We start from the raw sequence: 26,938 nt of genomic DNA, 5'->3' as shown, positions 1-26,938 counted from the left end.
CCAGGGCCGACGCTGCGATGCTTCACAGCCCGGCCTTGGCCTGCGCGTGCGTATCGACTCAGTGCATAAGGGAGTTCAGGCCGGGCGCGTGACTGCCTGAAGCGGCTCGAGCTTCGCCGTGGCGGTCCCGGGTGCACACCTTCCGGACCAGCGGGAGGCGGTTCGACCGGCGCATCACGGTGACGAGCGTGGACGGGCGCGGAACCAGCGCTCCGGCCGGTCTTCCGCTCAATGGCTCGTCACCCGCGCGGCGCCGGGGCAGGAAGGGCCAAGTGGGCCGCGCGGGGCACGAGTTCTCAGTGGCTCGAGGACGAGGGGCCGGCGGTCGATCCGCGATACGGAGTCCGCCGGGACGGGTCGGGGAGGAGACGGGCGAGTGCGCCGGGGGACGGGGGTGAGGGGACGCGGCATCCGCGGAGAGCGGCCCCGGCGCACGCGGAATCCGAGTCGGCGAGTGCGGAAATCAGATCCAGTTCGACTTCTGAGCTATCCGCAAGGCGTCGATCCGGTTGCGTGCGTGCAGCTTTGCCACCACGGACGAGAGGTAGTTGCGTACTGTTCCTCGGGAGAGGTGCAACCGCGCCGCGATCTCGTCGATGGTGTCGCCTCGGGAGACATTCTCCAGAACGGAGAATTCCCGTTCAGTCAGGGGGCAGTCCTCATTGACCAGTGCGGCGACGGTCAGTTCTGCGTCGAAGACTCTTTCCCCTTGGTGCACACGGTGGATGGCTTCGAAGAACTGGCGGGGCCGCATGCTGCGCTCGACGATGCCGCCGATTCCGGCGGCGAATGCCTGGCGGACGATCGACCGGGTGGACGCTGTGACCAGCAGCATGCTTCGACAGCCCGGGATGCTTGCAATCTTTTCGGCAATGACGATGGCGTCGTTGTCAGCGCCTTCTAAGCCGAGGATCACTACGTCAGGGCTGTGTAATTCGGCGAACTCCAGTGCGCTGATGTTGTTATCCGCCGATCCGACGACTCGGATGTCCTCGTGTCGCTCCAGCAGTGCTGTGAGCCCGAAGCGCGACAGATGCAGGCCGTCGGACATGAAAACATCGATTCTCACTCGTCCCCCAACGTAGATTTTCGATCTTCAGCCGAGTGGCCCGCGGCGACCCGACTCGTGGCAGGTAAGCAGCGTCGAGCCTAGCACTAGTGTACGAAATATTGCCGCTCCACTGTCGTCTGCGCCGGGTCCAGTAAAACGTGTGCAATGCATCGAAGGTGAAGTCGGCAGGGTCGGTCGGCAGCTCCCCGCTCGGCCCCTTTCGAAGGTTTTGGAAGTTGAAAGTCGCACCGGTTTGGGTTGTGCTCCGATACGACCGATCTGCAGGGCCGAAGCCGCAGCGTGCCGCGCTCCATCCGGCCGGAACATCCCCGGGGGTGCCGGGGTGAACGCCCACTGTTCATGCAACTGTCACCGCTGGGATGCAGGGTCGCGAGTCGCTCCGTGACGGCGTCTCGATTCACATGCGGGAGTCTGTGCATTTGGCGGGGATTTCGGTCCGGCAGTCCGAATGCGGAGTGTCCCCATGATTCCGCCGAGTCATCCGCGGAAATGGGTCGACCCCTCGTCTTTGTTCTCCGCCGAGTTCACGGAGGAGAAGGCGGAGGTGACGGGTCCTCATTTCAAGCCGAGAGGCGCTCCTCGGGCTTGGAGGGGCGTGAGCTCGGCAGCCACCGCGATCGCTCGACGGCCAAAAAAGACCGGACGGTCGGCCTTTTTTCGACATATCAGAGACCGGTGGTGGGATCGGTGCAGAAACGAGCCGCCGGCAGTGCTACCGGCTGCAGTCACAACCGCCTGTGTCGCATGTCAACTCATGAATGAGGAACTCGTGAGTGGACAGAAGATCACAGTGTCGGTGAACATCTTTCCCCCATCTTTACCCGTTAGTGGCGAACACGTTAGCAGCGGCCCGGCGGGTTGTCACCCTGCTCTCACAGGACACATGCGTTACACGCGGAATTTGGGTTTCCGGTTCACGCAACTGGAATGATCGATCAGATCCGTGACGATGGAGCACCCCCGACTCCCGTGTCGGATGCGGCATCCACTGTGCCATGCGTCCTGGAGCGCCGACGCCCACGCCGGCATTCCGGAGTCGGAGACCGATGCCGGGAGGCCGGCCTGTGGGTGGACACCGTCCTCGTCACCAGGCCGGATCCGGCCCACGCGGTGCGCACGTCTGGAGTATTAACCGCAAGTCATGAGAACTGCATATGCGAGAGGCGGGTGAGTGCGTTGTAGCGTGCCGTATCGGCCCGGTCCGGCTCTCGGCCGCTCCACCGTTCACGCGGCGAGCGTCGCCGGGGTCACGGAGTGCCGGCGCCGTCGTCCCGCGTACCTGGTGCGGGCGATCCTCCGCCCGTTCGCACGGCGCCGGGCGACCAGTCGTGTGCGAGGAGCTGTGCCCGCCTTCGCCCACCGTCGCCGCGATCGTACGGCGGTCCGATGCGCCGTACTTCGTGAACTGGGGGTACAGGCCGCACGGTTCCGAATGTGCTGACTACTTGGCTGGTGTGACCCGAGGAGAGTCTCGTGCCCATGGACCGCTTCATCCGCGCCCTGATCCAATGGCAGGCGGTCGACCCACCGGTTCCGGCGCGCACGCTCACGGTCGACCAAGTGCGTCGGAGGTACGCGGAAAGCGCGGAGCACACGCGCCGTGGCGCACCGGAACCAGTCGCTGCGGTCACCGATCAGCCGATCGACGGCGTGGACGGCCGCTTCGGTGTGCGCACGTACCGGCCGATCATCGACCGGAGCCGCCTCGTGACGTACCTGCACGGCGGCGGCTGGACCGTCGGCGACATCGACACCCACGACGCCGTCTGCCGGCGCATCGCCGTCGCCCTCGGCGCCGTCGTGGTCTCCGTCGACTACCGGCGTGCGCCGGAGCACCCCTATCCAGGCCCCCTCCATGACGGGATCGCCGCGGCGGAATGGGCGGCCGGCGCGTTCCCCGGTCGCGAGCACGTGATCGCCGGCGACAGCGCGGGAGCGGGCCTGGCCGTGGGGGTCGCCCTGCACCAACGGGACCACGGTGACGTCGACTTCAGCGCGCAGCTTCTCGTCTACCCCCCTGCCGATCCGGAGATGAAGTCACCGTCCATCCGCATCTACGGCTCGGGCTACCTGACGGACATCGACGATCTGCGGTGGTACTACGAGCAGTACGTGCAGGATCCGCGGCGGAGCACCGACCCGGCGATCGATCTGCTCCGCGCCGATCTGCACGGGATGCCGCCGACGGTGATCGGCACCGCCGAGTTCGACCCGTTGCACGACGAGGGGGTCGAACTGGCGGGACGGCTGGCCGCCGCCGGCGTCACGGTGGAACACGTCGAGGGTCCGGGCCTGGTGCACGGCTATCTGCTCCTGGCCGATGTCGTCCCTGCGGCCGCGGAGGCGGCCACCGCGGTGCTGGACGCACTGGAGAGGACCCTGAAGACGGAAGCGGAACCGCACCCGGCCCCGATGGTCCAGGACGCCGGAACGTACGACGCCGACGCCCTCGCCGACATCGCCCGGGTCGCGGCGACTTCGACCTGATCACATTCGACGACACCGGTGGGAGCCCGCCCGCCGATGCCCCGGTCCGGAGCGGCAGTGCCGCCCCACCGGGACCGCCCGAAGCACCGTCGGCCGCAGCCCAGCCCTGGTGCCGCGCGTGTGCGCGGCCGACGGCGCCTCGCCTCCTGACCCGGACCGCTCCCGACCGCACCGGCCCCGAACGCGCGCCGTGGGCGAACGGCGGGCACCACGACGCGCCGGCTCGGCCTTCGCGGTCCCCGGCGAGCGCCGAGCCGCGGGGCCTCTCCCTGCCGAACTTCCTTCCGTGCACGACCGGCCGACAAGGAGATCCTCACTGTGAGCAGCATCGGACCGTATCCGAACGCAGACGTGCGTACTGTTCCCGACGCCCTGCGGTTACGCAGCGAGAAACAGCCCGACGAGACCGCCTTCGTCTACCTGCTCGACGGCGAGGTGCCCCACGAGACCCTCACCTACCGCGAGCTCCACGAGATCGCCGGTCTGCGGGCCGCCGCCTTCGCCGCCGTCGGTCTCGCCGGCCGCAGCGCCGTACTCATGTACCCCACGGGCCTGGAGTTCGTACGGTCCGTCCTGGGGTGCATGTACGGGCGGGTGGCCGGTGCGCCCGTCCAGGTGCCCCGGCGCCGCGAGGAGGTGGAACGGATGCGCCGGATCGCCGACGACGCCGGTACCTCGATCGTCCTCACCACTGCCGAGGTGGCCCGCGACCTCCAGGAGGGTTACGGCGACACGCCCGCCCTGGCCGGGCTCACCCTGCTGGCCACCGACACCCTCGGGTACGACGCGGGTGCCCCCGCGCCGCCGCGGCCGAGTCCCGAGGACACCGCGCTGCTGCAGTACACGTCCGGTTCGACGGGGCGGCCCAAGGGAGTTGTGGTCACCCACGCGAACTTCATCGCCAACGCGGCCGAGACCGACCACGCGTTCCCCTGCGAGCCCGACGGCACCGTGGTGAGCTGGCTGCCCCTCTTCCACGACATGGGCATGCTCTTCGGCGTCGTCATGCCCCTGTGGGCGGGCATCCCCGCGTATCTGATGGCTCCCGAGGCTTTCATCCGCCGTCCGGCGCGCTGGCTCGAAGCCCTCTCCCGGTTCGGCGGAACGCACTCGGCGGCGCCGAGCTTCGCCTACGAACTGTGTGCACGCGCCGCCGCGGACGGCAAGACCGGCGCGGTGGGCGACCTGTCGCGCTGGCGGACGGCCGCCAACGGAGCCGAGCCGGTGCGCTGGGCCGCCATCCGCTCCTTCGTCGACGCGTTCGCGCCGTACGGCTTCAACCACCGTGCCATGAGCCCCGGTTACGGCCTGGCGGAGAACACGCTCAAGACCACCGCCTCCCGCGCGGACCAGGAACCCACCGCACTCTGGGTTTCCGCAAAGGCCCTGGGCGAAGGCGTCGCGCGGCCCGTCGGCGAAGGTACCGAGGGCGCCGTCCCCCTGGTCAGCAACGGCAGTACGTCGGGCCGCACCCGGGTGAGGATCGTGGATCCCGTCACGCGGGTCGCGTTGCCTGAGGGGCGGGTCGGTGAGATCTGGATCGACGGCCCCTGCGCGGCCGCCGGTTACCTCGGGCGGGCCGAGGAGACGGAGGAGACCTTCCGGGCGCGTCTCGCGGGTGAGGAAGCCTCCGGCCGGCCCCATCTGCGCACCGGTGATCTCGGCTTCCTGTACGGCGACGAGCTGTACGTCGCCGGACGGCTGAAGGACGTCATCATCCGCAAGGGCCGTAACCACTATCCGCAGGACTTCGAGCTGACCGCCGAACGCGCCGTGCCGGGGCTGCACCCGAACAGCGTGAGCGCGTTCTCCTGCGACGACGGGCAGACCGAGCGGCTCGTGCTGGTGGTGGAGGCGGACGGCAGGCTCCTCAACTCCCCGGGCGCCGGAGCCGTGCGCGCAAAAGTGGACGAGGCGATACGGAGCGGGCACCGGATCTCGCCGGACGACATCGTGATCGTACGGCGCGGGGGGCTGCCGAAGACCTCCAGCGGCAAGGTGCAGCGCAGGGAGTGCAAGCGGCGCTACGAGAGCGGCGAGCTGCGGATCGTGCCCTCGGGTGTCGTCGCCGTCACCCAGTAGGAATAGGCGTGCAAAACGCATGGGTGCGCGTGTGAAAACGGCCTGTCGTGGAGCAATTGCAGAATGGTAGCGTCGAGCCCGTTCCGGGGATTCACGCAGGAGCCAGGGGATGTCGGCCGTGCATGTCAGGCATCGAATCGTCGGCGTGTTCTTCTTTCTTGAGGGGTAGCCCGTGTCAGACCGAACCGAAATCCCGGGCATATCCTGGGAAAAGGTGGCGGACTTCATTGAATTCGTTCCCGCCGAGTATTCCAACAAGATCCAGTCGGAGTCCGTGGCGCGGGAGCTGCTGCGCTGCGACTCGGCCGAGATCGACAGGCTCGTCGATGCGTCTCTGCCGTTCGAGGAGCGTGCAGGAGTGCGCTATTTCGACATGAACGACCTGTACAACCTCGGGATGTATTCACAGAAGTCGGACACGCAGCCGGAATTGACGTTCCGTATGCTTTTCCGGTTCGCCGGCCGTTCGGTCGAGAGTCTGCTGCGTCCGAAGTCCTGGGACTTCCGGGTCCACTTGGAGTGCCCCGAGTGCGAGGGGCACGCGCCCTGGCGCTTCGAGGCGCCCGACGTCGTCCGCTTCGGCGGCAGCGTCGTCGGCGGGTCGGCCCCCGGGCCGGGCTCCGGGACGGCCGAGTACGCGGCGACCATCACCACGACGGGCGCACGTACGCCTCTGGTCTCCCCCGAGCTGCGCACCCTGACCCGCGACTACCTCGAATCAGGCTACCGCTGGCAGATGGTTCCGGTCGCGATGCAGGCGGACTACCGGCTCGTGCACGCTCTGGGCGCGACCAGCTGCATCGCCGCGAGCCTGCTGCTGGCCGAGCAGTTCCGCGAGGCCGGCTACCGGGCCGAGGCGAAGCGGGGCTGGTTCTGCGGCGTGCTCGGCGGCGCCCTCGACCTGCCGCACGCGTGCGTGGAGGTCGAGGACGAGGACGGAGTCCTCAAGAGCGTCGACATCGCCAAGGCGCAGTTGGCGGCTCGGCTGTCCCCGGACACCAAGGACTTTCAGGAACTGTGCCTGGGGTCGACGTACAACAAGGTCATCCAGTCCACCGCTTCGGGCGCTGCCTCGTTCGGCCGCCACGAATGCGGTTCACCGGTGCCGGCCCATGTACGCGCGGACATTCGATCGGCTCGTTGAGGCCGACCTGTTCATCTCACTGTGTGGAAGGGCGAGTAAATGGCAGTGCCCAAGATCGAACCGATCGTTCTTGAGCTGGACAGGCTGGAAAGCATGGCGGAATCCGGCTACTACAACCCGTATACGATTTTCGAGTGGCCGGACAAGATCGAGCCGGACATGCCCTGGATGAGCGAAAGCCTCACCACGTTGGCCGGCACTCCGATGTGGGACGAGCTCACACGTGAGCAGCAGATCGCACTGACCCGGTACGAGGCGATCAACTTCTTCAGCCTCAATATCCACGGAATCCGCGAGCTGCTCAGCGAGGTCGTGATGCGCATTCACGACCGGACCTACGCGGACGTCTCGGAGTTCCTCCACCACTTCATCGGTGAGGAAAACGAGCACATGTGGTTCTTCGCGCAATTCTGCCTGCGCTACGGCGGCAAGCTGTACCCGGCGCAGCCGACGCTGAAGGCCGACTCGGTGGAACACCTGTCGCCGGTCGCCCGCGAGCTCATCGTGTTCGCGCGCATCCTGATCTTCGAGGAGATCGTCGACTACTACAACGCGTACATGGCGACCGACGAGTCCCTGCCGCACATCGCCCGTGAGATCAACCGGGTGCACCACCAGGACGAGAGCCGGCACGTCGCCTTCGGTCGGATGATCTTCACCAACCTGCTCGGTCAGGTGGTCAAGAACGACCCGGACGAGGTGCCGCTGGTGGCGGAGTACCTCGAGAACTACCTCCAGTACAGCGTCGCGACCCTGTACAACCCGGCCGCCTACCGCGACGCGGGCATTCCGGACGCGCTCGCGCTCCGGCGCCGTGCGATGGAGCACCCGGCCCGGGCGGAAGCGCACGACCAGGTACTGAAGAGGACGAGGAAGTTCCTGTCGAGGGCAGGCGTAGGCAAGGAATCCATCAAGTGAGTGCCGAACCGATGCAGGCGCTGCGGGAGTTCATTCTCAGCCGCAACCCCAAGCTGGAAGACCTGCCCAGCGACCTGGACCTGATCGACAGCCGGGCCATCAACTCGCTCGCGTTCGTCGAGTTCATCTTCCTGCTGGAGGAGCTGACCGGCGAGCCGATCGATCCGGAGGACGTGGATCTGGACGATCTCCGCACGCTCGACGCGATCGAGGCAGGATTCTTCACGAAGGAAGCGGCGCGATGACCACAGCAGCGACCGACAACGGTCTGGGAGTCCTCGACGGAGGCCAGCTGCGGCTGCTCCGAGCGTTCGACGCGGCAGTCCTGCGCTGGGCCGATGCCTGGGGTGCCCCGGAATTCCGGTTCCCGTTCCTGATGCGCTGTCAGGACCTGGACACCTTCGACTACTACGACAACTTCCCGCATCTGGGCCTCGCCGCGACCCGGCTCGATCCCCAGCGCCTCGGTGCCCTGCTGGCGCAGAGCTCCCGGCCGGTCGGCCTGCTACCCGCCGAGGTCATGGAGCCGACCGCGTTCGCGCTGCCCTCGGCCGCGTGCTACTCGGTCTACCTCGATCTGGCAGGCTCCACGCTGCCCGCCGAGGGAGTGCTGCGGACCACGGCCGGTACGTGCTTCCGCAACGAGGACCACTACCAGGGCCTCCAGCGACTGCTCGGCTTCACCATGCGGGAGATCGTCTGCATCGGTGCCGAGGAGGTGGCGAAGAACCACCTGGTCCGCGCCAAGGACGCCGTGACGGAACTGTGCGCCGCACTCGGACTGGACCTCAAGCTGGAGGTCGCCACCGACCCGTTCTTCGACAAGAACGGCGGCAAGGCGAAGATGCAGCGGCTGTTCCCCGTCAAGGAGGAGTTCGTCGTCGACGGCCTGGCGATCGGCTCCGTGAACTACCACCGGAACTTCTTCGGCGAGCGGTGCGAGATCGAGGCCGGCGACGAGGCGGCGCACACCAGTTGCCTCGCCTTCGGCCTGGAGCGCTGGGTGCATGTCCTGACCGACCGGTTCGGCACCACGGCCGCGGCGGTGTCCGCGCTCGAGGGCATCCGCTGATGCGTGCCACGGTGGCGGCGGTACTCGGTACGGAGGTGAGCCTCCTCCAGTCGGGCATGGGCGGTGTCGCGGGGGCGAAGCTCGCCTGCGCGGTGTCCAACGCCGGTGCGGCGGGCTGTGTGGGCGGGTACAAGCTGGTCGGCGACGCGCTGTCGGCCGTACTGGAGCGGCTGGTCGCCGGTACCGATCGGCCCGTCGGCGTGAATCTGATCCCGGAGGTGGTCGGGCCCGAGGAGCTCGACCGCCAGGTGGCGCAGGTGCTCGCCGAGACGCCGCAGCACGTGTACGTGTCCCTGTTCGGCATGCCCGAGGACGCCGTGTTCGAACGGGTCTCCGCTGCGGGCCGGCAGACGGTGGTGCAGGTGGGGACCGTCGAGGACGGTGTGCACGCGGCCGAGCGCGGCGCCGTGGTGGTGGCCCAGGGCATCGAGGCCGGCGGCCACTTGCTCGGGGTGTCGGGGCGGGACGAGCTGGTCACCGCCCTGCGTGACCGGCTGCCCGACGCCTGTCTGGTCGCCGCGGGCGGCATCGGCGGGCCGGCCGAGGCCGAGCGGGCCGTCGCCGCCGGAGCCGACGGCATCCTGCTCGGCACAGCCTTCGTCGTCGCACACGAGTCCCGCGCCCACGGCCAATTCAAGTCGGCGGTGACCGAGGCCGACGCGAGCGACACCGTGATCACCGACGTCTACGAGATCGGGTGGCCCGGCCGCCGGCACCGGGTGCTGGCGACGGCCGTGACCGCCGATCCCCGTCAGCCCAAGAAGTTCATCGGCCGCACGATGGTCGAGGGGAAGCCGTATCTGGTGCCGCGATTCAGCGCGGCCGTACCGACCGACGCGACCAGCGGGCGCATCGACGAGATGGCGCTGTACTGCGGCCGGTCCTGCACCGCGGTCTCCGCCGAAGCTCCGGCGGCCGAGGTCGTCGCCGCGTACGCAGGCGCCCTCCGACCCCCGATGGCCACAGCAACCAAGAGAAGGACGGAATCCCGTGTCGGACAGTGAAGCCAACGAGTCCTACGACCTGTCGTACCGCGAGGACACCCCCCGCATACGCACCAGGGAGGGCGTCGAGCTCTACCACGAGTCCAGCGGTGAGGGCCCGGCCATCACCCTGCTCAACAACTTCTTCATCACCGCGCCGTTCTGGCGGGCTCATACCCAGGAACTCGTGAAGAACCACCGTGTCGTGAGCTACGACATGGCCAATCACGGTGCGTCCGCACGGCTCGACCGGGAGCCGACCTGGGAAGAGCACGCGGCGGACGTGATCGGGCTGCTCGACGCGCTGGAGATCGACGCGACCTATCTGGTCGCCACATCCTCCTCCTCCCAGCTCGCCAGGGACGTGGCGCTCGCACACCCGGACCGGGTCAAGGGCCTGGTGCTGGCGGGACCGGTCTTCGGCGTCAAGGGCATGCGGCGCCACCGGCAGTTGAACCGTTCGTGGCTGCTGACGCTGCAGAGCCACGGCATGGCCTCCCTGTACAACCAGCTCTACGCCGAGGTGATCAGCGGCCGGATGAACGAGGAGGGCGGCACACCGGGATTCCTCGGCCTCCGGGAGAGCTTCCTGGCGATGTCCACCCCGGAGGAACTCACCAACGGTCTGAACCTGGTCCAGACGGGCGACGCCAGTTCCGAGCTGCTGTCCCGCGTTGCCGCGCCCACCCTGCTCGTCCTCGGGGACGACGACATGCTGCTGAGCCCGCAGCGCGGCCACGAAGTCGCCGCGCTGTTCCCCGACGGGCGCTGCGAGATCGTGCAGGACGCCGGGCACGTGCCGTTCCTCGACGACCCCGAGCACTTCGAGACGCTCGTCGGCAAGTTCGTGGAGGAAGTGGAGTCGCGTGTCTGACACCGAGTCCGAGATCCGGCAGCGCGTCCGCGGACTGCTGGTCGAGCTGTTCGGTGACGAGCGCTTCGCCGGCGGCATCCCGGACTCCGTGTCGCTGCGCGAGGCCGGACTGCCCTCCACCGGACTGGTGAGCCTGTTGGTGGCGATGGAGGACGCCTTCGGATTCGAATGGGACGACGACGTCGAGCCCGAGGTGCTGCGCTCGATCGACTCCCTGACGCGTCACGTCCTGGCCCTGCGGCACTGAAGGACACAAGGGCACACGGTGGCTGTCGGGTGGGATCCCCCCGAGGGAGTCGGTCCGGAGGCGACGGTCGTGTTCCACCCGGTGGCGCGCCCCTACGGACCTGCTGAGCAGTCCGCGGCGGGGCGTCGCGCGGCGGCCACGGCCCTCGCGTCCGCCGGGTCGGCAGACCGGACCGTTCCCCGCGAAGCCGACGGGAGACCGCGATTCCCCGAGGGATTCGCCGGTTCCATCTCCCACACCGAGCGCTGGGCGGTCGCGGTGGTGGTCCCCGGGGCCGAGGCGGTCGGCGTCGACATCGAGAGCGGGGTCGTCACCCCTCGCGTGGCCGGGTTCGTTCTGGGGGAGCGCGAGCGGCGCACGTTGCTCGGATCGCCCGGGGGGTACACCGCGCGCGATCTGTTCGCCGCCAAGGAAGCGGCCTTCAAGGCCCTGAGCAGCATGGGAACCCTCGGAGCCTTCACGTTCTGGCGGATCGAACTCCGCCGGGCCGGCGACGTGTTGATCGCTTCGTACCGCGGCGAACCGGCATCGGTGTGGGTTCGCTCCGAGGCAGAACTTTCGTTCGCCGTCGCGATACGGCGATGAACCGCGCGACACGTCCCGGCCTGCCGAGCCCGCACCGGCCGAACGATGAGCGTTCGAATGGAGAAGGAAGCAATGAACCGCGAAATTCTTGAGATCGTCGAACCGATGTTTCGGCGCGAGCTCCAGGTGACCGAATTCGACCCGGAAGCCCCGCTGGTCAACTACGGCCTCGACTCCATCCGCTCCATCAGTCTGGTGGTCGAGATGGAAGCCGCGTTCGACATCCGGATCTCGGACGAACAGGCCGCAGGGATGCGGACGCTGCGTGACGTCGTGGAGCAGGTGTCCCAGTCGCTCAGCGTGCAGGTCGGGCAGGGGGGTGACGACGCATGAGCGACACTCCCTTCGCGCGCTTCCTCCGCCCGGAGTTCGCCAGGATCTTCCGCGCGCTCAACCTGGACGTCACCTACCGGGCCGGCCAGGGTGACCACCTGGTCCTGCAACCGCAGGACGGCGCGGACGATCCGCCGGACGGCGACCAGGTCCTCGACCTCGTCGGCGGCGCGGGTGCGTCGCTGCTCGGGCACAACCACCCGGACCTGGTCGATGTGGCCCGGCGGTGCTTCGACGCGCAGATCCCCTTCAACGCCCAGGCCAGCGTCCGCCCGGGGGCGGCCGCTCTGGCGCAGCGGCTGTCCGATGTCGTCGGCGCCACGACCGGTGCGCGGTACGTGGTCACCCTCGGCAGCGGCGGCGCCGACGCGGTCGAAGCCGCGGTGAAGCACGCCACGGTCGCGCACAGGCGCCGACTCGGCGCGCTTCAGGAGGAGTACGAGGTCGCCCTGCGGCGCGTGCGCCGCGACGGACTCGCGAGCGTCCCGTGCGCGAGCGGGCCCGCGGAGGGACGCCCGTGCGCCGAGGTGCTGAGCGAGGCCCTCGACCGGATCGTCACCATGCGGGAGACGGACCCGGTCTTCGCCTCGTTGCGCAACGCCTTCCACGGCAAGTCGGCCGCCGCCGGCACGCTGACGCACAGCGGCAACGTGCCGTCCGACCTGCGTGTGCCGGGACCCCGGCACCGGCGGCTCGACGACTGGACCCCCGAGGCCGTGGTGGCCGCGCTCGACTCCGAGCGCGTACCGGTCCACTCGGTACGCGTCGACGCCTCCGGGGTACCCCACTCCGACGTCCGTCACCTGTCGCCGGTGGCCGCCTGCTTCGTCGAGCCCATCCAGGGCGAGGCCGGGGTGCACGAGGTCCCCACCGAAACCCTCCGCGCCCTGCGGGAGCTCGCCGACCGGCACGAGGCGGCGCTGGTGTTCGACGAGATCCAGAGCGGTATGGGGCGCACCGGCACGTTTCTCGCCTCCGAGGACTCCGGTGTGGTCGCCGACTACTACCTGCTCTCCAAGGCGCTCGGTGGGGGACTCGCCAAGGTCTCGGCACTGCTCGTCGCCGCGGACCAGTACGTGGCGGAGTTCGGTCGCCACCACCTCTCCACCTTCGCCGACGACGACTTCTCCGCGTGGATCGCCAAGGCGGCGGTGGACCTCTCCCTCGCATACCGCGAGCGCATCGTGGAGACGGGCACGCTGCTTCGCGACCGATTGGCGGGCATGGCCGCCCGCTGGCCCGACGCCATCGTGGAGGTACGGGGGCGCGGGCTGTTCCTGGGCGTCGAATTCACCCTTCCGCAGCCCGATTCCGGGATGCTGCGCGAGGTGTTCAGCAGCGAGTCGCTCGGCTACCTCATCGCCGGCCGGCTGCTGCGCGAGCACCGGATCAGAGTCATCCCGACCATGTCCGCGCCCACGACCCTGCGCGTCGAGCCGTCGGCACTGCTGGAGCCCGCCGACGTGGACCGTATCGTGGCCGCGTTCGACGATGTCGCGGGGCTGCTCTCCCGCGGTGATTACGCGACCCTGCTCGCACACCTGACGGAGCCGACGGACACCGCCTGGCTGCCCCCTCAGCACGTCCCGCTGCCACGCCGCGACCGGCTGGTGCCGCCCGGTGGGAGCCGTGGCGACGTGCCGCGCGTCGCGTTCCTCGCCAATCTCGACGTGCCGGGCAAGCTGACGTCCATGGCGCCGGAGCTGGCGGCATGGACCGACGAGCAGTGCGAGGCGGCGCTCGACCGGATGTGGGGCGAACTCGATCCGTTCGAGGTCACCCGGCACCGCATCACGTCCGGGGCACATCGAGAGGCCGAAGTCATCATGGTGGCCGTGCCGTTCACCGCGGCTCAGGCCAACGAGGCGCTGCGCAGGGGCCAAGGGGCCTGGCTGCGCCGGACGGTGCTCGACGCCGTGGAACTGAGCGTCTCGCTCGGGGCCGAGGTGATCGGCCTCGGAGGCCACACCTCCATCGTGACCAACGCGGGGCGGGACGTGGTGGAGAGCGAGGTCCGGGTGACCTCGGGCAACTCGCTGACCGCCGCCTGTGCCTACGACCTGCTGAGGCTGCGACTGGCCGGCTCCGCCCCGGGTGAGCGCCGCGTCGGCGTCGTCGGCGGAATCGGAAACATCGGCGCGGTGATGGCCGAACTCGTCGCCCCGCACTGCGATTCGCTGGTGCTCGTCGGCCGGCCGGGCTCGGCGCGACGACTCGCGACGGTCGCCGACCGGCTCTCCCACCTGGTCGACGTGTCGGTCGCCGAGGACCTCGCCGCCCTGCGGGACTGCCCCATCGTGGTCAGCGCCACCAACGCGGCGGACCCGGTGATCCTGCCCCACCACCTCGCGGGCGACCGGCACGTCCTCGTCTGCGACCTCGCCGTCCCCGGCGACGTGCACCCGGCGGTGGAGGGCCTGCCGAACGTCGAACTGGTGTCGGGCGGACGGATCCGGCTGCCCGGCGGACAGACTCCCCACTTCCCCGGCATCACGCTGCCGCCGGGCATTCTTTACTCCTGCCTGGCCGAGACCATCCTGCTCGGCTTCGAACCCGATGCCCCGAGCCCTTCCTACGGCGGGCTCTCCTCGGCGGGCGTGCTGGCCGCCCGAGACCTGTCCGTACGACACGGGCTGCTCCCCGCCCGCATCGCCGCCGACGACGTTTCGGTACAGCCGTGGACCGTCGATCCACTCAGCAGCGCTCTAGAGGAGAACTTCGGATGACCATGCTTCGTCGGCGTTCCCCCAGCCTCCTGCACGCGTTGGCGGCGGAGGCGGAACGAGGTCCGGACGGGTCGAAGGTGACCCTCGTACCGGAACCGGGCAGGGAGGAGACGCTGCGCTGCGACGGCCTCCTCGAAACCGCCGCGCGGTGTGCGGCGGCCCTCAAGGAGGGCGGTGTCGGCCACGGCGACCGGGTGCTGATCTGCCTGCCGACGGGCGCGCCGTTCGTCACCTCGTTCCTGGGGATCCAGTTGCTCGGGGCCGTACCGACGGCGATCTCGCTGCCCGTCGCCTTCGGAGGCGCGGCCGGGTTCGAGGCCCAGCTGAAGGATCTCGTGGGATACCTGCGCCCCGCCGCGATCATCACCACCGCGGCGGTGATCGAGGACCTTCCCCATCCCGGCGGCACCCGACTGCTCGACGGAGCCGAGCTGTACGCGCGCGCCACCGCCGGCGACGCTCCGCAGGAGCCCGTACGCCTGCCGAAGGGTGACGACCTGGCGCTGATCCAGTGCACCTCCGGATCCACGGGCACCCCCAAGGGTGTGATGATCTCGCACGAGGCCCTGGCCACCAACTGCGCGCAGCTGATCGGGAACTTCTCGTGGACGCCCGAGGACACGATGGTCAGCTGGGCTCCGCTCTACCACGACATGGGGCTCATCACCGGGGTCCTGTGCCCGATCTACGCCGGGGCGGACACGGTACTCATGCCGCCGACCCGGTTCCTGCGCTCCCCGGCGGAGTGGCTGCGGCTCATCAGCACCCACCGCGGCGCGTTCGGGACGGGCCCGAACTTCGCCTACGGCTACGTCACCGCCCGGGTGCGCGACGAGGAGCTCGAAGGCGTGGACCTCTCGTCCTGGAGGATGGCGCTCTGCGGTGCCGAACCCGTCCAGCCGGCCACCGCGCGGCGCTTCGTCGAACGCTTCGCCGCCTGGGGGCTGCCCGCCGACGCCTTCACGCCCGGCTACGGAATGGCGGAGGCCACCCTCGCCATCACCACGGCACGCCCCGAGGAGCCGCTGACCTACGATTCCATCGACCGGCGGGCCGCCGTCTCCGAGGCACGGGCGGTCGACGTCGACCCGCGGAACACGGACGCGCTGCAGATAGTGGACTGCGGTGAGCCGGTGGCGGACACGGAAGTCCGCGTCGTGGACGGCGAAGGCCGCACTCTCGGCGAGAACGAGATCGGGCACATCCAGTTCCGCGGCCCGTCGCGTACGGCCGGATACTTCGACCTGCCGGAAGCGACCGACGCGTCGATCGACGGGCCGGACTGGTGGAGGACCGGCGACGTCGGCTATCTCCGTGGTGGCCGGCTGAGGATCACCAGCAGGGCCAAGGACCTGATCATCATCCGCGGTGCCAACTACTTCCCTTCGGACTTCGAGCAGGCAGCCGAGACCGTGCCCGGCGTCCGTCTCGGCGCGGTGATCGCGGTCGGGTACTGGGACCACCGCAGCGGCTCGGAGGACCTGCACCTGATCGTCGAGACGGAGCTCGAGGAGGACCGGCACGACGCGCTGCGCATGTCCGTCGTGGCCGCCGTCGGCTCGCGGACCGGCGTCCGGGCGGCCGCGGTCCACCTGGTCCCCAAGCGCAGCATCCCCAAGACCACCAGCGGGAAGCTGCAGCGGTCGAAGGCGCGCGAGATGTTCGTCGAAGGATGGGTGCCCTCGTCCTGAGTCCGGTGCCCGCGGTGGCGTACGAAGGTCGTGGGCCGGCGGCTCGTGGTGAGGGGATCGGTGGACCGCCGCCGGGACACCGGCGCGGATCCACGGGTTCCCTCGCCCGACTTCCGGTTTTGACGGCCGCCCACCGGGTGCGGCGACGCCGTCCAAGGGCCCCAGCACACCCCCTCTTCGACGTCACGTGACCCAGGGACACATACCGGAGTTGGTGCACATGCCATTCAGCACACACATAGACGTGGCTTCCGTGGAGTTCAACACAGAGGTCGGACGGCTCGATCCGCTGAACCTCGACATCGACCTGCGACGCCTGCCCAAGATGAACGAAGCCGCGGACGTCGACGCGTTGGCGCGTGTCCTCGGCGAGGCCCTCCCCACGGAGCAGCGCATCGCCGGTTTCACGCTGCCGGAATGCCTCGCCGCGATGCGTGACCTGGGTATGTATCTCGGCAGCCTCAAGAGGCACGGAGTGGTGGCCTTCGATGTCGTCGCGGGCGCCACGGAGCCGTTCGAACTGCTGGGACGGCGTACGTGCATGATCCCGCGCGACACCGTCTACCACTACACCTGCTGGAACCCCACCGGAGAGCGCGAGCGGCTCTACACCGGGAACCCGATGGAGCGCGCCCTCATCGACGCGGTGCGGACATGCGTACCGGAACTGGCACGTGCGCTCGACATCGGCCGTTCCCTGTCCGAGGCGGACCCGCGCAGTCCCGGGTACACCGGTGACTGGACGTCCTTCATCGCGTGCGTCAACGCAGTAGACACGGTGATGAGGGCCGTACTCGCGGACGTCTCCCACGAGTTCTTCGCCCGCCAGCTGCGACCGTACTTCGACGACGTCTGCGTGGCAGGACGCACCTACATGGGCCCGGCCGCCGCCCATGTCCCACTGTTCCTGATCGACCTGCTGCTCTGGGCATCGGACGGGGGCAGCGAGGAGTACCTGGCGTTCTGTGAGGAGTTCGCCTCGCACACGCTTCCCGGCTGGCGGGAACGGTACGCGGAATGGAGAGCGAAGCCGTCCCTGGCCTCCCGGTTCGCCGCAGCCCTCGGCGAACCCCTGACGCCGGACGAGTCACTGCATGTGCAGGCCGGCTCGCGGGCGCTGGGGGAGGCGCTCAGGGTATTGATCTCGTTCCGCGGCAAGCACCTGGTGATGGCGCGGCGCGCCTATCACGAGGACGTCCGGCTCTACGAACGGGGCAGCGGCGGGGCAAGCACGGAACTGCTCGACGCGATCATGACCCTCACCCGGCAGACGCACGCCGGGATGAGCCGGGCCGCCGCGCCGTGACGTCACGGTCACACCCCCGGAGAGGGAGCGGGCGATGAGAATCACCCTTGTCGGATGCGGAATCGGCGGACTGGCCACCGCGATCGCTCTGCACGCCGCGGGGTTCGAGGACGTCACCGTCTTCGAGGCCGCACCCCGCCTGAGCACGCAGGGGTTCGGTCTGAACATCCTGCCCAATGCCGTGCGCGAGCTGGCGGAGCTCGGACTCCTGGATGAACTGCGACAACAGGGCGTCCAGACACGCGAGTTGCTGATGTGCAGCCCGCAGGGCGACGTGGTGTGGCGGGAGGACCGAGGACTGTCGGCGGGCTACGGATGGCCTCAGGTCTCGATATCCCGCGCTCGGCTCGTCGGAGTACTGGCGGCGGAGGTGCGACGCCGCCTGGGCGACGGGGCGATCGTCACCGGCGCCCGGCTCGTGGGCCTGGACGAAGCGCGCGGTGTCTTCGTGCACGAGGACGGCGCAAGGCGGACGGTGGAGGCGGATGTACTCGTCGGGGCGGACGGCATCCACTCGGCGGTGCGCGCGGCCTTCTATCCCTCCGAGGGCCCACCCCGGACCAACGGCATGACGCTGTACCGGGGAACGGCCTGGAGCAGCGGGTTCCTGACCGGAGGTTCCATGACCGTACTGGGGGACGACAGGAGGCGGCTCGTCCTGTACCCGATCGACCACGGTACGAGGGGCAGATGTCTCATCAACTGGGTCGCCGCGTTCCCGGCCCCCACCGCCGACGCAGGGCGCTCCCGACCCCAGGAGGACGTCTCCGGGATGCGAGAGGTCCTCCTGCGGGAGTTCGGCGGCTGGTCACCGCCGGACCTGGACCTGGTCCGAGTGATCGGGGACACCGAGCGGATCCACACGTACCCGATGATCGACAGAGACCCCGTCCCGCGGTGGACGTTCGGCCGCGTGACGCTTCTGGGCGACGCCGCCCACGCGATGTACCCCGCCGGGTCCAACGGCGCCACGCAGGCGATCGTCGACGCGCGGGTGCTCGCGTGGCACCTTGCCTCGCACTCCGACGTGGGCGAGGCCCTGGGCGCGTACGAGGCCGAGCGCCTGCCCCAGATGGCGGAACTGCAGCGGATCAATCGGTCCATGGGCCCGGAGAGGGTGCTCACGTTGGCGCACCAGAGGGCCCCGCGGGGATTCGAGAGAATAGGGGACGTCTTCAGCGAGGAGGAACTCGCGGAGATCTCCCGCAGTTATGCGGCGACAGGGAAGTTCGATCAGGACTGGGTCAACTCGCGGCCCTCGCTCTCTGTCCGCCGACGTCGGCAGCCGGCAATGCGGCACAACAACGGGAGCGCAGCGTGACGGATACGGACCGGCGCGGCGACAGGGACGAAGCCGTCAAGGAGACCAGCTTCATCACCGCCGTCATCAGGGCCATGGAGAACGACCGTCCCGACCCGTACTTGACGGACTATCACGCGATTCTGCTGAGCACGCCGCGGTCGAGGCGGATGGCGGAGGAGGCTCTGGCCGTCGGCGGCACGATCGGATCCGTGATCGTGCGGGGCCGGTTCGGCGACATCGCGCTGGAACAGGCCGTCGCCGACGGCATCACGCAGGTCGTGTGCCTGGCGGCGGGCAGCGACACGCGGGCCTGGCGCCTCGGACTGCCCGCCCGTACCCGGTTCTTCGAAATCGACCTGCCGGGTCAGCTGGCGGCGAAGGAGGTGCTGCTGGCTCCGGTCCGTGACCGGCTCACGTGCCATCGGGTGGCGTTGAGCGAGGACCTCCGCGGCGAGACGTGGCCGCGGCGGCTGAAGGACGCGGGCTACACACCCGACCGACCCGCGGTGTGGATCGTCGAAGGGCTCATGCCCTACCTGGGAGTCGAGCAGTTCACCCGGCTTCTCACCCGCATCGGGGAGCTGTCGAGGAGCGGTTCCGTGCTGCTCGTCGACGCACCGCACCCCGCCTACGTCGAGGACGCGGCCAACGAGAGGTTCCTCGCGTTCATGGAGTCCCGGGGGTCCGCGTTCCGGCCCGGCCCGGACGACTTCGGCCGCCTCCTCGGTCGCCATGGCTGGCGGGCCGAGGCGTACACCTTGAGCCGGCTCGCCGCTGATGCCTGCTCATGGCTGCCGGCTCCGCCCGAGCGGCTCTGCCCGCCCCACGACCACCACTGGGTGGTCCGCGCACACCTCGCCTGAGACTCGCCGACCGCGGTGCGGTCGAGGGCGGAATCCAAGCGCGATATGTTGGCTCAATTGGCGTACTTCTCAGGCTATTTGATCGACAGTACACTGCCCAGATGCCAATTTCTGAATGTGTTCGAAAACTCCACCGATACGCGCCACGACCGAGGACTGAGGCACTGTGACCAATACGGATTCGTTAAAGGAGACGCCGGCCACCAGTGGGGGTGGTCGGCCGGGACTCACGCTTGCCGCAGTGAGTGTCGTGCAGTTCATGGTGTCTCTCGACCTGTCGGTCGTGAACGTCGGACTCCCACAAATCAGCACCAGCCTGGGCTTCAGTGAAGTCGGCCTGACCTGGGTGATCCACGCCTATGCCCTCACCTTCGGCGGACTGCTCCTCCTGGGCGGCAAGATCGCCGACCTGTTCGGCCGCAAGCGGCTCGTGCTGCTGGGTCTCTGCCTGTTCGGCATCGCCTCCCTCGCCGGCGGCTTCGCGACGGAACCGTGGCATCTGGTGGCCGCCCGCGCCGGGCAGGGCATCGGGGCGGCCGCGCTGGCCCCGGCCGCGCTGGCACTGCTGACCGCCACCTTCCCGTCCGGCAAGGAACGCGTGAAGGCGTTCGGCGTCTGGAGCGCGATGAACGCCGCGGGCGCCGCCTTCGGCGTCCTCATCGGTGGCCTGCTCACCGAGTACGTGGGCTGGGAGTGGGTGATGTTCATCAACGTGCCGATGGTGGTCGTCGCGATCGCCCTGGCCTGGCGCGGCATCGTCGCCGACAGGCCCACGGCCGAGCGCGGCCGCCCGGACGTGCTGGGCGCCGTCCTCGCCACCGCGGGCATGAGCCTGCTCGTGTTCGGCGTCGTCCGCACCGACCAGTACCCGTGGACCTCGTCGACGACCCTCCTGACGCTTGCCGCGGCCGTCGTCCTGCTGGCCGCCTTCCTCTACGTGGAGAAGACCACCTCACGCGACCCGTTGATCAGGCTGGGTCTGTTCACCCACCGCTCGGTCGTGGGCGCCAACCTCTTCATCCTCCTGCTCGGCGGCGCCATGGCGTCGGCCTTCTACTTCATCTCCCTCTACCTCCAGCGCGTGCTGGGGAGCGGTCCCGCCCGCAGCGGTCTCGAATTCCTGCCCTTCGCGCTCGGTGTCGTCGTCGGGTCGGTTCTCGCCATCAAGCTGGGCGGCCGTCTCGCCCCCAGGATGGTGCTGGCCATCGGCGGCGTGCTGACGGGGATCGGATTCGCCTGGTTCAGCCTCTTCACCGCCGACGGTTCGTTCGCCGCCGACGTTCTGGGCCCCTCGCTCGTCGCCAGCATCGGCATCGGGCTCTGTCTCGGCCCCATCGCCTCCCTCGCCACCGGGGGCGTCCCGGCCCACGAGGCGGGCGCCGCCTCCGGTCTGCTCAACAGCTCACGCCAGATCGGCGCCGCACTCGGGCTGGCAGCCCTCGGCACCGCCGCCAACGCGCGCACCGGAGACTCCGGCACGCTCGAGGCCCTCGCGGACGGCTACGCGCTCGGCATGACCATCGGCGCCGTGATCGTGGTGGCCGGCGTCCTCGTCGCTCTCGCGGTGCTGCCCCGCACCGTCCCCGACGCAGACGGAGCCGGGCAGCACTGACGCCCGGGTGGAGCAGGCCTCCCGCAGGCACGGGCCGATCCCCTCACGAGGTTCCCTGCCGGAATCCTCGGCATGGGAAGTCCGTACAGGGGAATCGCACGCGCACATGTGAGGTGGCTGTTCGTCGCCGCGTGAATTCCTTGGCAATGCCGAGGGTGTTCCCCCTGTTCGGAACAGGCTGACGGTGGAATTCGGCTCATGCTTTCCGGGTGGAATTGCGTACTTCACGTATCGCGGCTCCGTGAACCGTCTGCCGCAGTTCGGCATCCGTCGTCACCGGCCGGGCCGCCGGCCGGTGACGACCGATGCCGCCTTCGATCACGCCGAGTTCGACCGGCCGTCGCCCCGGCGGTGGATGGGCCCGAGCCGCGGCGCGGTCCGCCACCGTTCGTCCTGCCGCGGGTCCTGCGCGGGACCTGCGAAGTTCTCCCGAAAATGAGGAGTCGTACGAAATAGTCGTAGTAACGGCCTGCGGGACATATGTGAGATACAGTCGGGATAAGGCTCCATTCCGCCCCGATAGAAACTCCCGGCACGATGGCAGCCGAGCGAACATCCGAGAAGATATCCGCCGCCGCAGCTCAGGAGAGCGCCATGGACGACGCGAGTTTCCGGGGTCGAGTCACTCGTCGCAGGGGAACGGCCGACCGGATTGCGGCACCGTGTCCCACGCCCCGTACCCGTCCGACGAGCAGAGCGTGGAGATTCGCATGATCCGAGCAGCGCGTACGCGCGCGGTCAACAGGATGCGCCCGGCCGGCGCCGACGGCATGAAGTACCTGACGGCGCGCATGCGCACGGGCGTGGCCGTCGCCACCGCCTTCGACACCGAGGCCCGCCCCTGGGGTACGAAGTGCACGTTCCTCGCGACCGTCGCCCGCGATCCGGCCACCATCCTGGTGAGCCTGCACAGCGCAAGCCCGACGGCCCACGCGGCGCTCACCGTCGGTGAGTTCGCCCTCAACGTCCTTCGCCGAGGAGCCCGGACGGCGGCCGAGCGGTTCGCCTCCGAGGCGTCCGACGCCTTCGACCGTATCGACTGGACCGTACCGCGCGGTGCCACCGGACCCCACCTGCGCGCCGACGCTCATGCGGTCGCCAATTGCGTGATCATGGGGCACTCCTCCCACGGCGATCAGGTCACCCTCTTCGCCGACGTGCGCCACGTCCTCCTGAGGCCCGTACTGCGCTGCGGGCTGTTGGCCGCCGCCCTGGGCACGGCCTGACCCGGCTGACCTGCGACCCGGGTGCTGAACCGCACCCGGGCACGCCCCTGTTCGGGGACGCCTCCGTGTCCCCGGGACCGGAAGTCGAAGTCTGCGGGGCCGGATACGAACACAATCACCAGGGAACCGACCCCAGTTGACGGGATCGTGTGTATTCTCGGCCTCACCGCGCTGTTCTGCGCGCTGATGTACGCGGTGACCCGTCCCTCACCGCGGCCCGTACCGAGCAGGTACGGATGATCTCGTGACCCGTGCTGCCGGTCCCCCTCCCCGGGATACCGGTCCACGCACTGTCCACCGAGCGGCATTCACCCAACCTCCGGGCCGCCTTCGCGCCTGTCTTCTTCGGCTGGGCGTCCCGTTCGGACCGCTCGCCGTCCACGGCTGTGGCTCGGGCCGGAAGCGGTCGCCGTCCACGGACCCCGAGCACTGCCGGGTCCCGGGACCGGCCGCACTCGGCGCCTGCCCGGAACCCGGTGCCGTCGCGCACGCGGTGCCGCCGGTCGGCCTGCGGTGAACTCTCCGCTTCGCATTTCCCTTTTGGCTTTCGAGAAAAGGACGTTCGCGATGAACCAGTTCCCCAGGCACTACTTCGAGACGCGGCTGAGGCTGGTCTCGGACCCCATGACCGCTGTCGCCCGCCTGGCCTCGTCCGGCCTGCACGCGGACTACGTGGTGTACGAGAACAGCGGTACGTGGTCCTATGCGGGCGGCTCCTTCGCCGAGGTCACCCTGGACCGCACCGGCGCACGACTGCGCCAGCAGGAAGAAGTGCTGCTGCCGTGGGACGGCTGTCCACTGAAACAGGTGCAGGACCTTCTCGACGCCGTACGGATCAAGGACTGGCGTGCCTACGGCTGGGCGACGTTCGAGCTGTCGTACGCCAAGGACGGGGACGTGCGGCACATCGGTGATCAGCGCCTGCTCCACCTCGTCGTACCCCACACCGAAATCAGGATCGAGGAGGGCGAGGCCCATCTGCGCTCCGCGGACCAGGCCACCCTCACGGCCGCTCTGGACGCACTGATGAAGGACAACGACGAGTTCCGGACCGAGCCGAACCCTGTGGACGTGCGGCAGGCCGGAGCGGACGCCTACCGCCGGTCCGTGGGTGCCGCGGTCGAGGCGATCCAGGACCAGCGCCTCCAGAAGGTGATCTTCTCCCGGGTGGTGCCGGTCGACTTCGAGGTCGACTTCGTGGGGACGTACCTGGCGGGCCGGCGCGGCAACAGCCCCGCACGTTCCTTCCTGCTCCGCCTCGGCGGCATCGAGGCGACCGGCTTCAGCCCGGAGATCGTCGCCCATATCGACCCCGACGGGCGCGTGGTCAGCCAACCCCTCGCCGGAACCAGGGCGTTGACGGGGGACCGGGCCGAGGACGAGCGACTCCGCGGAGATCTTCTCGCGGACCCCAAGGAGATATTCGAGCACGCGATCTCCGTGAAGGTCGCGTACGACGAGCTGCTCGACGTGTGCGCCCCCGGCACCGTCGGCGTCGAGGAGTTCATGGCCGTGCGGGAGCGTGGCACCGTGCAGCACCTGGCCTCCCGGGTGAGCGGGCAGCTCGAGACCGGCCGGGACGCCTGGGACGCCTTCAGCGCGGTCTTTCCCGCCGTCACCGCATCGGGTGTTCCCAAGGAGGCCGCGTACGACAGCATCCGCCACAACGAGTCCGAGGTGCGGGGGCTCTACAGCGGAGCCGTCCTGACGTTGGACCAGAACGGGGCCATGGACGCCGCCCTGGTGCTGCGCAGCGTCTACCGGCAGAACGGACGCACGTGGCTGCGTGCGGGCGCGGGCATCGTGGGGGACTCCCGACCCGAGCGGGAACTGGAGGAGACCTGCGAGAAGATGGGCAGCATCGGGCGCTTCCTGGTGCCGGCCGTCGAGCCCGTGGGCGTCGCCTCCGGGGCGATGGCCGAAGAGGCGCACGCATGACGGCGACGTCCTCCCGTCCGTGGAAAGGGCACGCCGTAGCGGACAGCGGCGCTGCCCTGCTGCTCGCCGAGGACGAGGGCGTCGCCCTCTCCTCGGACGAGATGCGACGCCGGCGCGCGCTGCCCGCCGAGCAGCAGCCCGACTGGACCGACCATCCGCGGCTCGCCCCGGCGCGTGACGCCCTCGCGAACAGCCCGGCGCTGGTCACCAGGGACGAAGTGGACACGCTGCGCGCCCTGTTGGCCGAGGTCGCGCACGGCCGGTACCTGGTGATGCAGGCCGGCGACTGCGCGGAGGACCCGGCGGAATGCGCCGCCGGTCCGGTGCTGCGCAAGGCGGACCTGCTGGACGAGCTCGCCGAGGCGATGCGAGCCCGCTCCTGCGCGCCCGTCCTGAGGGTCGGCCGCATCGCCGGCCAGTTCGCCAAGCCTCGGTCCCGGCCCATGGAACGTACCGACGGGAAACTGCCGGTCTACCGCGGCCACCTGGTCAACGCTCCCGAGCCCGATGCCCTGGCCCGGCGCCCGGAGCCTTCGCGGATGGTGGCGTGCTACGACGCCGCTGCCACGGCCGTGGCAGCCCTGCGGCTTCGCGGCGGCGGGGGAGCCGGGGCGCCGGAAGCACGAACCTGGACCAGCCACGAGGCACTCGTCCTCGACTACGAACTCCCCCTGGTGCGCCGCAGTATCGACGGCAGGCTGCTGCTCACCTCGACGCACTGGCCGTGGATCGGCGAGCGCACCCGACAGCCCGACGGGGCGCACGTGCGTCTGCTGGCGTCCGTGGACAACCCCGTCTCCTGCAAGGTCGGCCCGTCCTGCTCCTCGGACGAACTGGTGCGCCTGTGCGCCGTGCTGGACCCGGACCGGGTGCCCGGCAGACTGACCCTGATCGCCCGGATGGGCGCCGGGACCGTGGCCGAGCGGCTGCCGGGACTGGTGTCCGCCGTACGGGCCGCGGGGCATCCGGTCAGCTGGTTGTCGGACCCGATGCACGGAAACACCGTGACCGGACCGGGAGGGCTGAAGACCCGCGGCGTCGACGAGATCGTACGAGAGGTCGTCCGCTTCCAGGACGCCGTCGTCGCGGCGAAGGGGGTCGCGGGAGGACTGCATCTGGAGGCGACGCCGCATGCGGTCACCGAGTGCGTGGCGGAGGCGTCCGGGCCGGAGAGGCCGGGGCGGGCGGACGGGACGTACACGACGCTGTGCGACCCGCGACTCAATCGCCGGCAGGCACTCGATGTGGCCGCCGCGTGGCACGGCCGGCGCCGCTGACGCGTCGTGGCACGTGAAGGAGGGGGCTTCACCGGCCGAGGCCTTCATCGTGAGGGCCTCGGCTCTTCCCCCGGCCTGTCCGCCAAGTGGTGATTTCCGACTTGTCGGGCGGCATGTGAATTCCTCATCGGCCCGTGCGTTCCTCACGGCCCATTCTGTCTCTCTCACCAGTTGACCCCACTGGTGATCGAATTGATGACAGCTCTCAGGTGGCGTGGCTATCTTCGGTGCGTGCCATCCTGTGGCGGGACGGTCACAGGATCAGGGCCAACCTCATCGAGCGCATGTCGTCGAATTCTCCTTTCTGAACGCGGAAACGGCGAGAGAAGCCGGCCGAGAAGCATCGGGCGGCCGGTCGACCTGCGCGAAGACCGAAGGAAAGGGGGAGCGGCTTCAGCCGGGGAATTCCACCTCGCAGGAACAGATGGTGTGCATATCCAGCCGAGGAAGGCGTCGAACGCCCTCCCTGCCCCGAGAGGCCATGTGACCGATGCAGCCGGACACTCACAAGCCGAACCAGGCCGGACCCGTCGACACGGCGATGCTCCGTCGTGTCTGCGGTCACTTCGTGACCGGGGTGACGGTGATCACCAGCGGAACCGGTGCACAGGCGGCCGGGACCACGGTCAACTCCTTCACTTCGGTCTCCCTCGATCCGCCGCTGGTGCTGATCTGCCTGCACAACGACTCCCGACTGCGCCCGATCATCGAGGGGACGGGAGCGTACGTGGTCAACTTCCTCTCCGCGCAACAGGAACTCCTCGCGCGGAAGTTCGCCGCGAAGGCGACGGCGTCGCTGCGGGACGTGGCGCACAGCCCCTCGGCGACGGGGACGCCCGTCCTCGACGACGCGCTGGGATTCCTCTCCTGTCGCGTGGTCAGCGCGTCCGAGGTCGGTGACCACACCATCTTCGTCAGCGAGGTGGTGGACATGGGACTGCCGACGCGTTTCGAGCAACCGCTGGTCTTCTTCCGCGGAGCGTTGCGCGCTCTCCAGGAAGCGACCTGACGGCTGCCGTGTCGGCCCGCCGCCGGGCCGCTCACGGATGACACATCACTCACGGGACCCCCAACACCTCCGCATTCGGCCGGCGTTCGCCGTCGGTCCCCCCGCAGGCCCCGCCGCGTCCGCCTGCCGCACAGACGTGTCCGGCTCCCGGTGCCGCAGGACGCGATCGGGCGAGAACTCCGCAGCCCCC

At 69.3% G+C, this 26,938-nt stretch carries 22 protein-coding genes; 21 read left to right on the top strand and 1 reads right to left on the bottom strand.

The window, feature by feature from the left end; genetic code table 11:
- Positions 1-463: 463 nt before the first annotated feature.
- Complete coding sequence (locus ACFC0D_RS21615; protein ID WP_376438207.1) at positions 464-1,051, bottom strand: LuxR C-terminal-related transcriptional regulator; 588 nt, start codon at positions 1,049-1,051, stop codon at positions 464-466.
- A 1,500-nt stretch (positions 1,052-2,551) separates the two neighbouring features.
- On the opposite strand from ACFC0D_RS21615, the gene ACFC0D_RS21610 reads away from it, so the two are divergent.
- The 21 genes from ACFC0D_RS21610 to ACFC0D_RS21510 all read left to right on the top strand — a co-directional run bounded on the left by ACFC0D_RS21610 (position 2,552) and on the right by ACFC0D_RS21510 (position 26,748).
- Positions 2,552-3,559, top strand: a complete 1,008-nt coding sequence (locus tag ACFC0D_RS21610; protein ID WP_376438227.1) for an alpha/beta hydrolase — start codon at positions 2,552-2,554, stop codon at positions 3,557-3,559.
- Between the two features lie 318 nt (positions 3,560-3,877).
- Positions 3,878-5,641: a fatty acyl-AMP ligase gene (locus tag ACFC0D_RS21605; protein ID WP_376438205.1), complete on the top strand. Its 1,764-nt coding sequence runs from the start codon at positions 3,878-3,880 to the stop codon at positions 5,639-5,641.
- A 214-nt stretch (positions 5,642-5,855) separates the two neighbouring features.
- Entirely contained in the window at positions 5,856-6,785 is a 930-nt protein-coding gene (locus ACFC0D_RS21600) for a hypothetical protein (RefSeq protein WP_376438203.1), read from the top strand.
- A gap of 39 nt (positions 6,786-6,824) precedes the next feature.
- Positions 6,825-7,703, top strand: coding sequence for a diiron oxygenase (locus ACFC0D_RS21595; RefSeq protein ID WP_376438200.1), 879 nt, complete (start codon positions 6,825-6,827; stop codon positions 7,701-7,703).
- Positions 7,700-7,948, top strand: a complete 249-nt coding sequence (locus ACFC0D_RS21590) for an acyl carrier protein (protein ID WP_376438198.1) — start codon at positions 7,700-7,702, stop codon at positions 7,946-7,948. Before ACFC0D_RS21595 ends, ACFC0D_RS21590 begins: the two co-directional genes overlap by 4 nt.
- Positions 7,945-8,775 (top strand): hypothetical protein, encoded by an 831-nt coding sequence (locus ACFC0D_RS21585; RefSeq protein WP_376438196.1) that lies wholly within the window; start codon positions 7,945-7,947, stop codon positions 8,773-8,775. The genes ACFC0D_RS21590 and ACFC0D_RS21585 overlap by 4 nt, the downstream gene beginning before the upstream one ends.
- Positions 8,775-9,779 carry an NAD(P)H-dependent flavin oxidoreductase gene (locus tag ACFC0D_RS21580; protein ID WP_376438194.1) on the top strand — a complete coding sequence of 335 codons (1,005 nt, stop codon included), beginning with the start codon at positions 8,775-8,777 and terminating at the stop codon, positions 9,777-9,779. The genes ACFC0D_RS21585 and ACFC0D_RS21580 overlap by 1 nt, the downstream gene beginning before the upstream one ends.
- Entirely contained in the window at positions 9,766-10,632 is an 867-nt protein-coding gene (locus tag ACFC0D_RS21575) for an alpha/beta fold hydrolase (RefSeq protein WP_376438192.1), read from the top strand. The genes ACFC0D_RS21580 and ACFC0D_RS21575 overlap by 14 nt, the downstream gene beginning before the upstream one ends.
- Positions 10,625-10,879 (top strand): hypothetical protein, encoded by a 255-nt coding sequence (locus ACFC0D_RS21570; RefSeq protein WP_376438190.1) that lies wholly within the window; start codon positions 10,625-10,627, stop codon positions 10,877-10,879. Before ACFC0D_RS21575 ends, ACFC0D_RS21570 begins: the two co-directional genes overlap by 8 nt.
- A gap of 18 nt (positions 10,880-10,897) precedes the next feature.
- Positions 10,898-11,464, top strand: coding sequence for a 4'-phosphopantetheinyl transferase superfamily protein (locus ACFC0D_RS21565; RefSeq protein ID WP_376438188.1), 567 nt, complete (start codon positions 10,898-10,900; stop codon positions 11,462-11,464).
- Between the two features lie 57 nt (positions 11,465-11,521).
- On the top strand, positions 11,522-11,797 hold the full coding sequence (locus ACFC0D_RS21560) for an acyl carrier protein (RefSeq protein ID WP_376438186.1): 276 nt from the start codon (positions 11,522-11,524) through the stop codon (positions 11,795-11,797).
- Positions 11,794-14,523: an aminotransferase class III-fold pyridoxal phosphate-dependent enzyme gene (locus ACFC0D_RS21555; protein ID WP_376438184.1), complete on the top strand. Its 2,730-nt coding sequence runs from the start codon at positions 11,794-11,796 to the stop codon at positions 14,521-14,523. Before ACFC0D_RS21560 ends, ACFC0D_RS21555 begins: the two co-directional genes overlap by 4 nt.
- Entirely contained in the window at positions 14,520-16,214 is a 1,695-nt protein-coding gene (locus ACFC0D_RS21550) for a fatty acyl-AMP ligase (RefSeq protein WP_376438182.1), read from the top strand. The genes ACFC0D_RS21555 and ACFC0D_RS21550 overlap by 4 nt, the downstream gene beginning before the upstream one ends.
- Before the next feature lie 220 nt (positions 16,215-16,434).
- Positions 16,435-17,520 carry a monodechloroaminopyrrolnitrin synthase PrnB family protein gene (locus ACFC0D_RS21545; RefSeq protein ID WP_376438180.1) on the top strand — a complete coding sequence of 362 codons (1,086 nt, stop codon included), beginning with the start codon at positions 16,435-16,437 and terminating at the stop codon, positions 17,518-17,520.
- Between the two features lie 34 nt (positions 17,521-17,554).
- Positions 17,555-18,841 carry an FAD-dependent monooxygenase gene (locus tag ACFC0D_RS21540; RefSeq protein ID WP_376438178.1) on the top strand — a complete coding sequence of 429 codons (1,287 nt, stop codon included), beginning with the start codon at positions 17,555-17,557 and terminating at the stop codon, positions 18,839-18,841.
- Entirely contained in the window at positions 18,838-19,686 is an 849-nt protein-coding gene (locus ACFC0D_RS21535) for a class I SAM-dependent methyltransferase (RefSeq protein ID WP_376438176.1), read from the top strand. The genes ACFC0D_RS21540 and ACFC0D_RS21535 overlap by 4 nt, the downstream gene beginning before the upstream one ends.
- 241 nt (positions 19,687-19,927) lie before the next feature.
- Positions 19,928-21,298, top strand: a complete 1,371-nt coding sequence (locus ACFC0D_RS21530; protein WP_376438174.1) for an MFS transporter — start codon at positions 19,928-19,930, stop codon at positions 21,296-21,298.
- A gap of 710 nt (positions 21,299-22,008) precedes the next feature.
- The gene (locus ACFC0D_RS21525; RefSeq protein WP_376438172.1) at positions 22,009-22,524 is read left to right on the top strand and encodes a flavin reductase family protein; all 516 of its coding nucleotides are present in this window, start codon (positions 22,009-22,011) and stop codon (positions 22,522-22,524) included.
- A gap of 567 nt (positions 22,525-23,091) precedes the next feature.
- Positions 23,092-24,462, top strand: coding sequence for a salicylate synthase (locus ACFC0D_RS21520; RefSeq protein WP_376438170.1), 1,371 nt, complete (start codon positions 23,092-23,094; stop codon positions 24,460-24,462).
- A gap of 101 nt (positions 24,463-24,563) precedes the next feature.
- A complete protein-coding gene (locus tag ACFC0D_RS21515; RefSeq protein ID WP_376438225.1) occupies positions 24,564-25,739 on the top strand; it encodes a 3-deoxy-7-phosphoheptulonate synthase in 1,176 nt (391 codons plus the stop codon).
- Positions 25,740-26,229: 490 nt separating this feature from the next.
- Positions 26,230-26,748, top strand: a complete 519-nt coding sequence (locus ACFC0D_RS21510) for a flavin reductase family protein (RefSeq protein ID WP_376438168.1) — start codon at positions 26,230-26,232, stop codon at positions 26,746-26,748.
- The last annotated feature ends 190 nt before the right edge of the window (positions 26,749-26,938 follow it).

It is taken from the genome of Streptomyces sp. NPDC056222 (genome assembly GCF_042264065.1).
GTDB lineage: Bacteria > Actinomycetota > Actinomycetes > Streptomycetales > Streptomycetaceae > Streptomyces.
This window is presented reverse-complemented; position numbering and strand designations above follow the sequence as displayed.

Coding starts and splice junctions, on each gene's coding strand:
- ACFC0D_RS21545 (WP_376438180.1), top strand. CDS start 16,435: ATGCCATTCAGCACACACATAGACGTGGCTTCCGTGGAGTTCAACACA.
- ACFC0D_RS21525 (WP_376438172.1), top strand. CDS start 22,009: ATGATCCGAGCAGCGCGTACGCGCGCGGTCAACAGGATGCGCCCGGCC.
- ACFC0D_RS21550 (WP_376438182.1), top strand. CDS start 14,520: ATGACCATGCTTCGTCGGCGTTCCCCCAGCCTCCTGCACGCGTTGGCG.
- ACFC0D_RS21615 (WP_376438207.1), bottom strand. CDS start 1,051: ATGTCCGACGGCCTGCATCTGTCGCGCTTCGGGCTCACAGCACTGCTG.
- ACFC0D_RS21515 (WP_376438225.1), top strand. CDS start 24,564: ATGCGACGCCGGCGCGCGCTGCCCGCCGAGCAGCAGCCCGACTGGACC.
- ACFC0D_RS21510 (WP_376438168.1), top strand. CDS start 26,230: ATGCAGCCGGACACTCACAAGCCGAACCAGGCCGGACCCGTCGACACG.
- ACFC0D_RS21540 (WP_376438178.1), top strand. CDS start 17,555: ATGAGAATCACCCTTGTCGGATGCGGAATCGGCGGACTGGCCACCGCG.
- ACFC0D_RS21555 (WP_376438184.1), top strand. CDS start 11,794: ATGAGCGACACTCCCTTCGCGCGCTTCCTCCGCCCGGAGTTCGCCAGG.
- ACFC0D_RS21580 (WP_376438194.1), top strand. CDS start 8,775: ATGCGTGCCACGGTGGCGGCGGTACTCGGTACGGAGGTGAGCCTCCTC.
- ACFC0D_RS21595 (WP_376438200.1), top strand. CDS start 6,825: ATGGCAGTGCCCAAGATCGAACCGATCGTTCTTGAGCTGGACAGGCTG.
- ACFC0D_RS21520 (WP_376438170.1), top strand. CDS start 23,092: ATGAACCAGTTCCCCAGGCACTACTTCGAGACGCGGCTGAGGCTGGTC.
- ACFC0D_RS21610 (WP_376438227.1), top strand. CDS start 2,552: ATGGACCGCTTCATCCGCGCCCTGATCCAATGGCAGGCGGTCGACCCA.
- ACFC0D_RS21585 (WP_376438196.1), top strand. CDS start 7,945: ATGACCACAGCAGCGACCGACAACGGTCTGGGAGTCCTCGACGGAGGC.
- ACFC0D_RS21560 (WP_376438186.1), top strand. CDS start 11,522: ATGGAGAAGGAAGCAATGAACCGCGAAATTCTTGAGATCGTCGAACCG.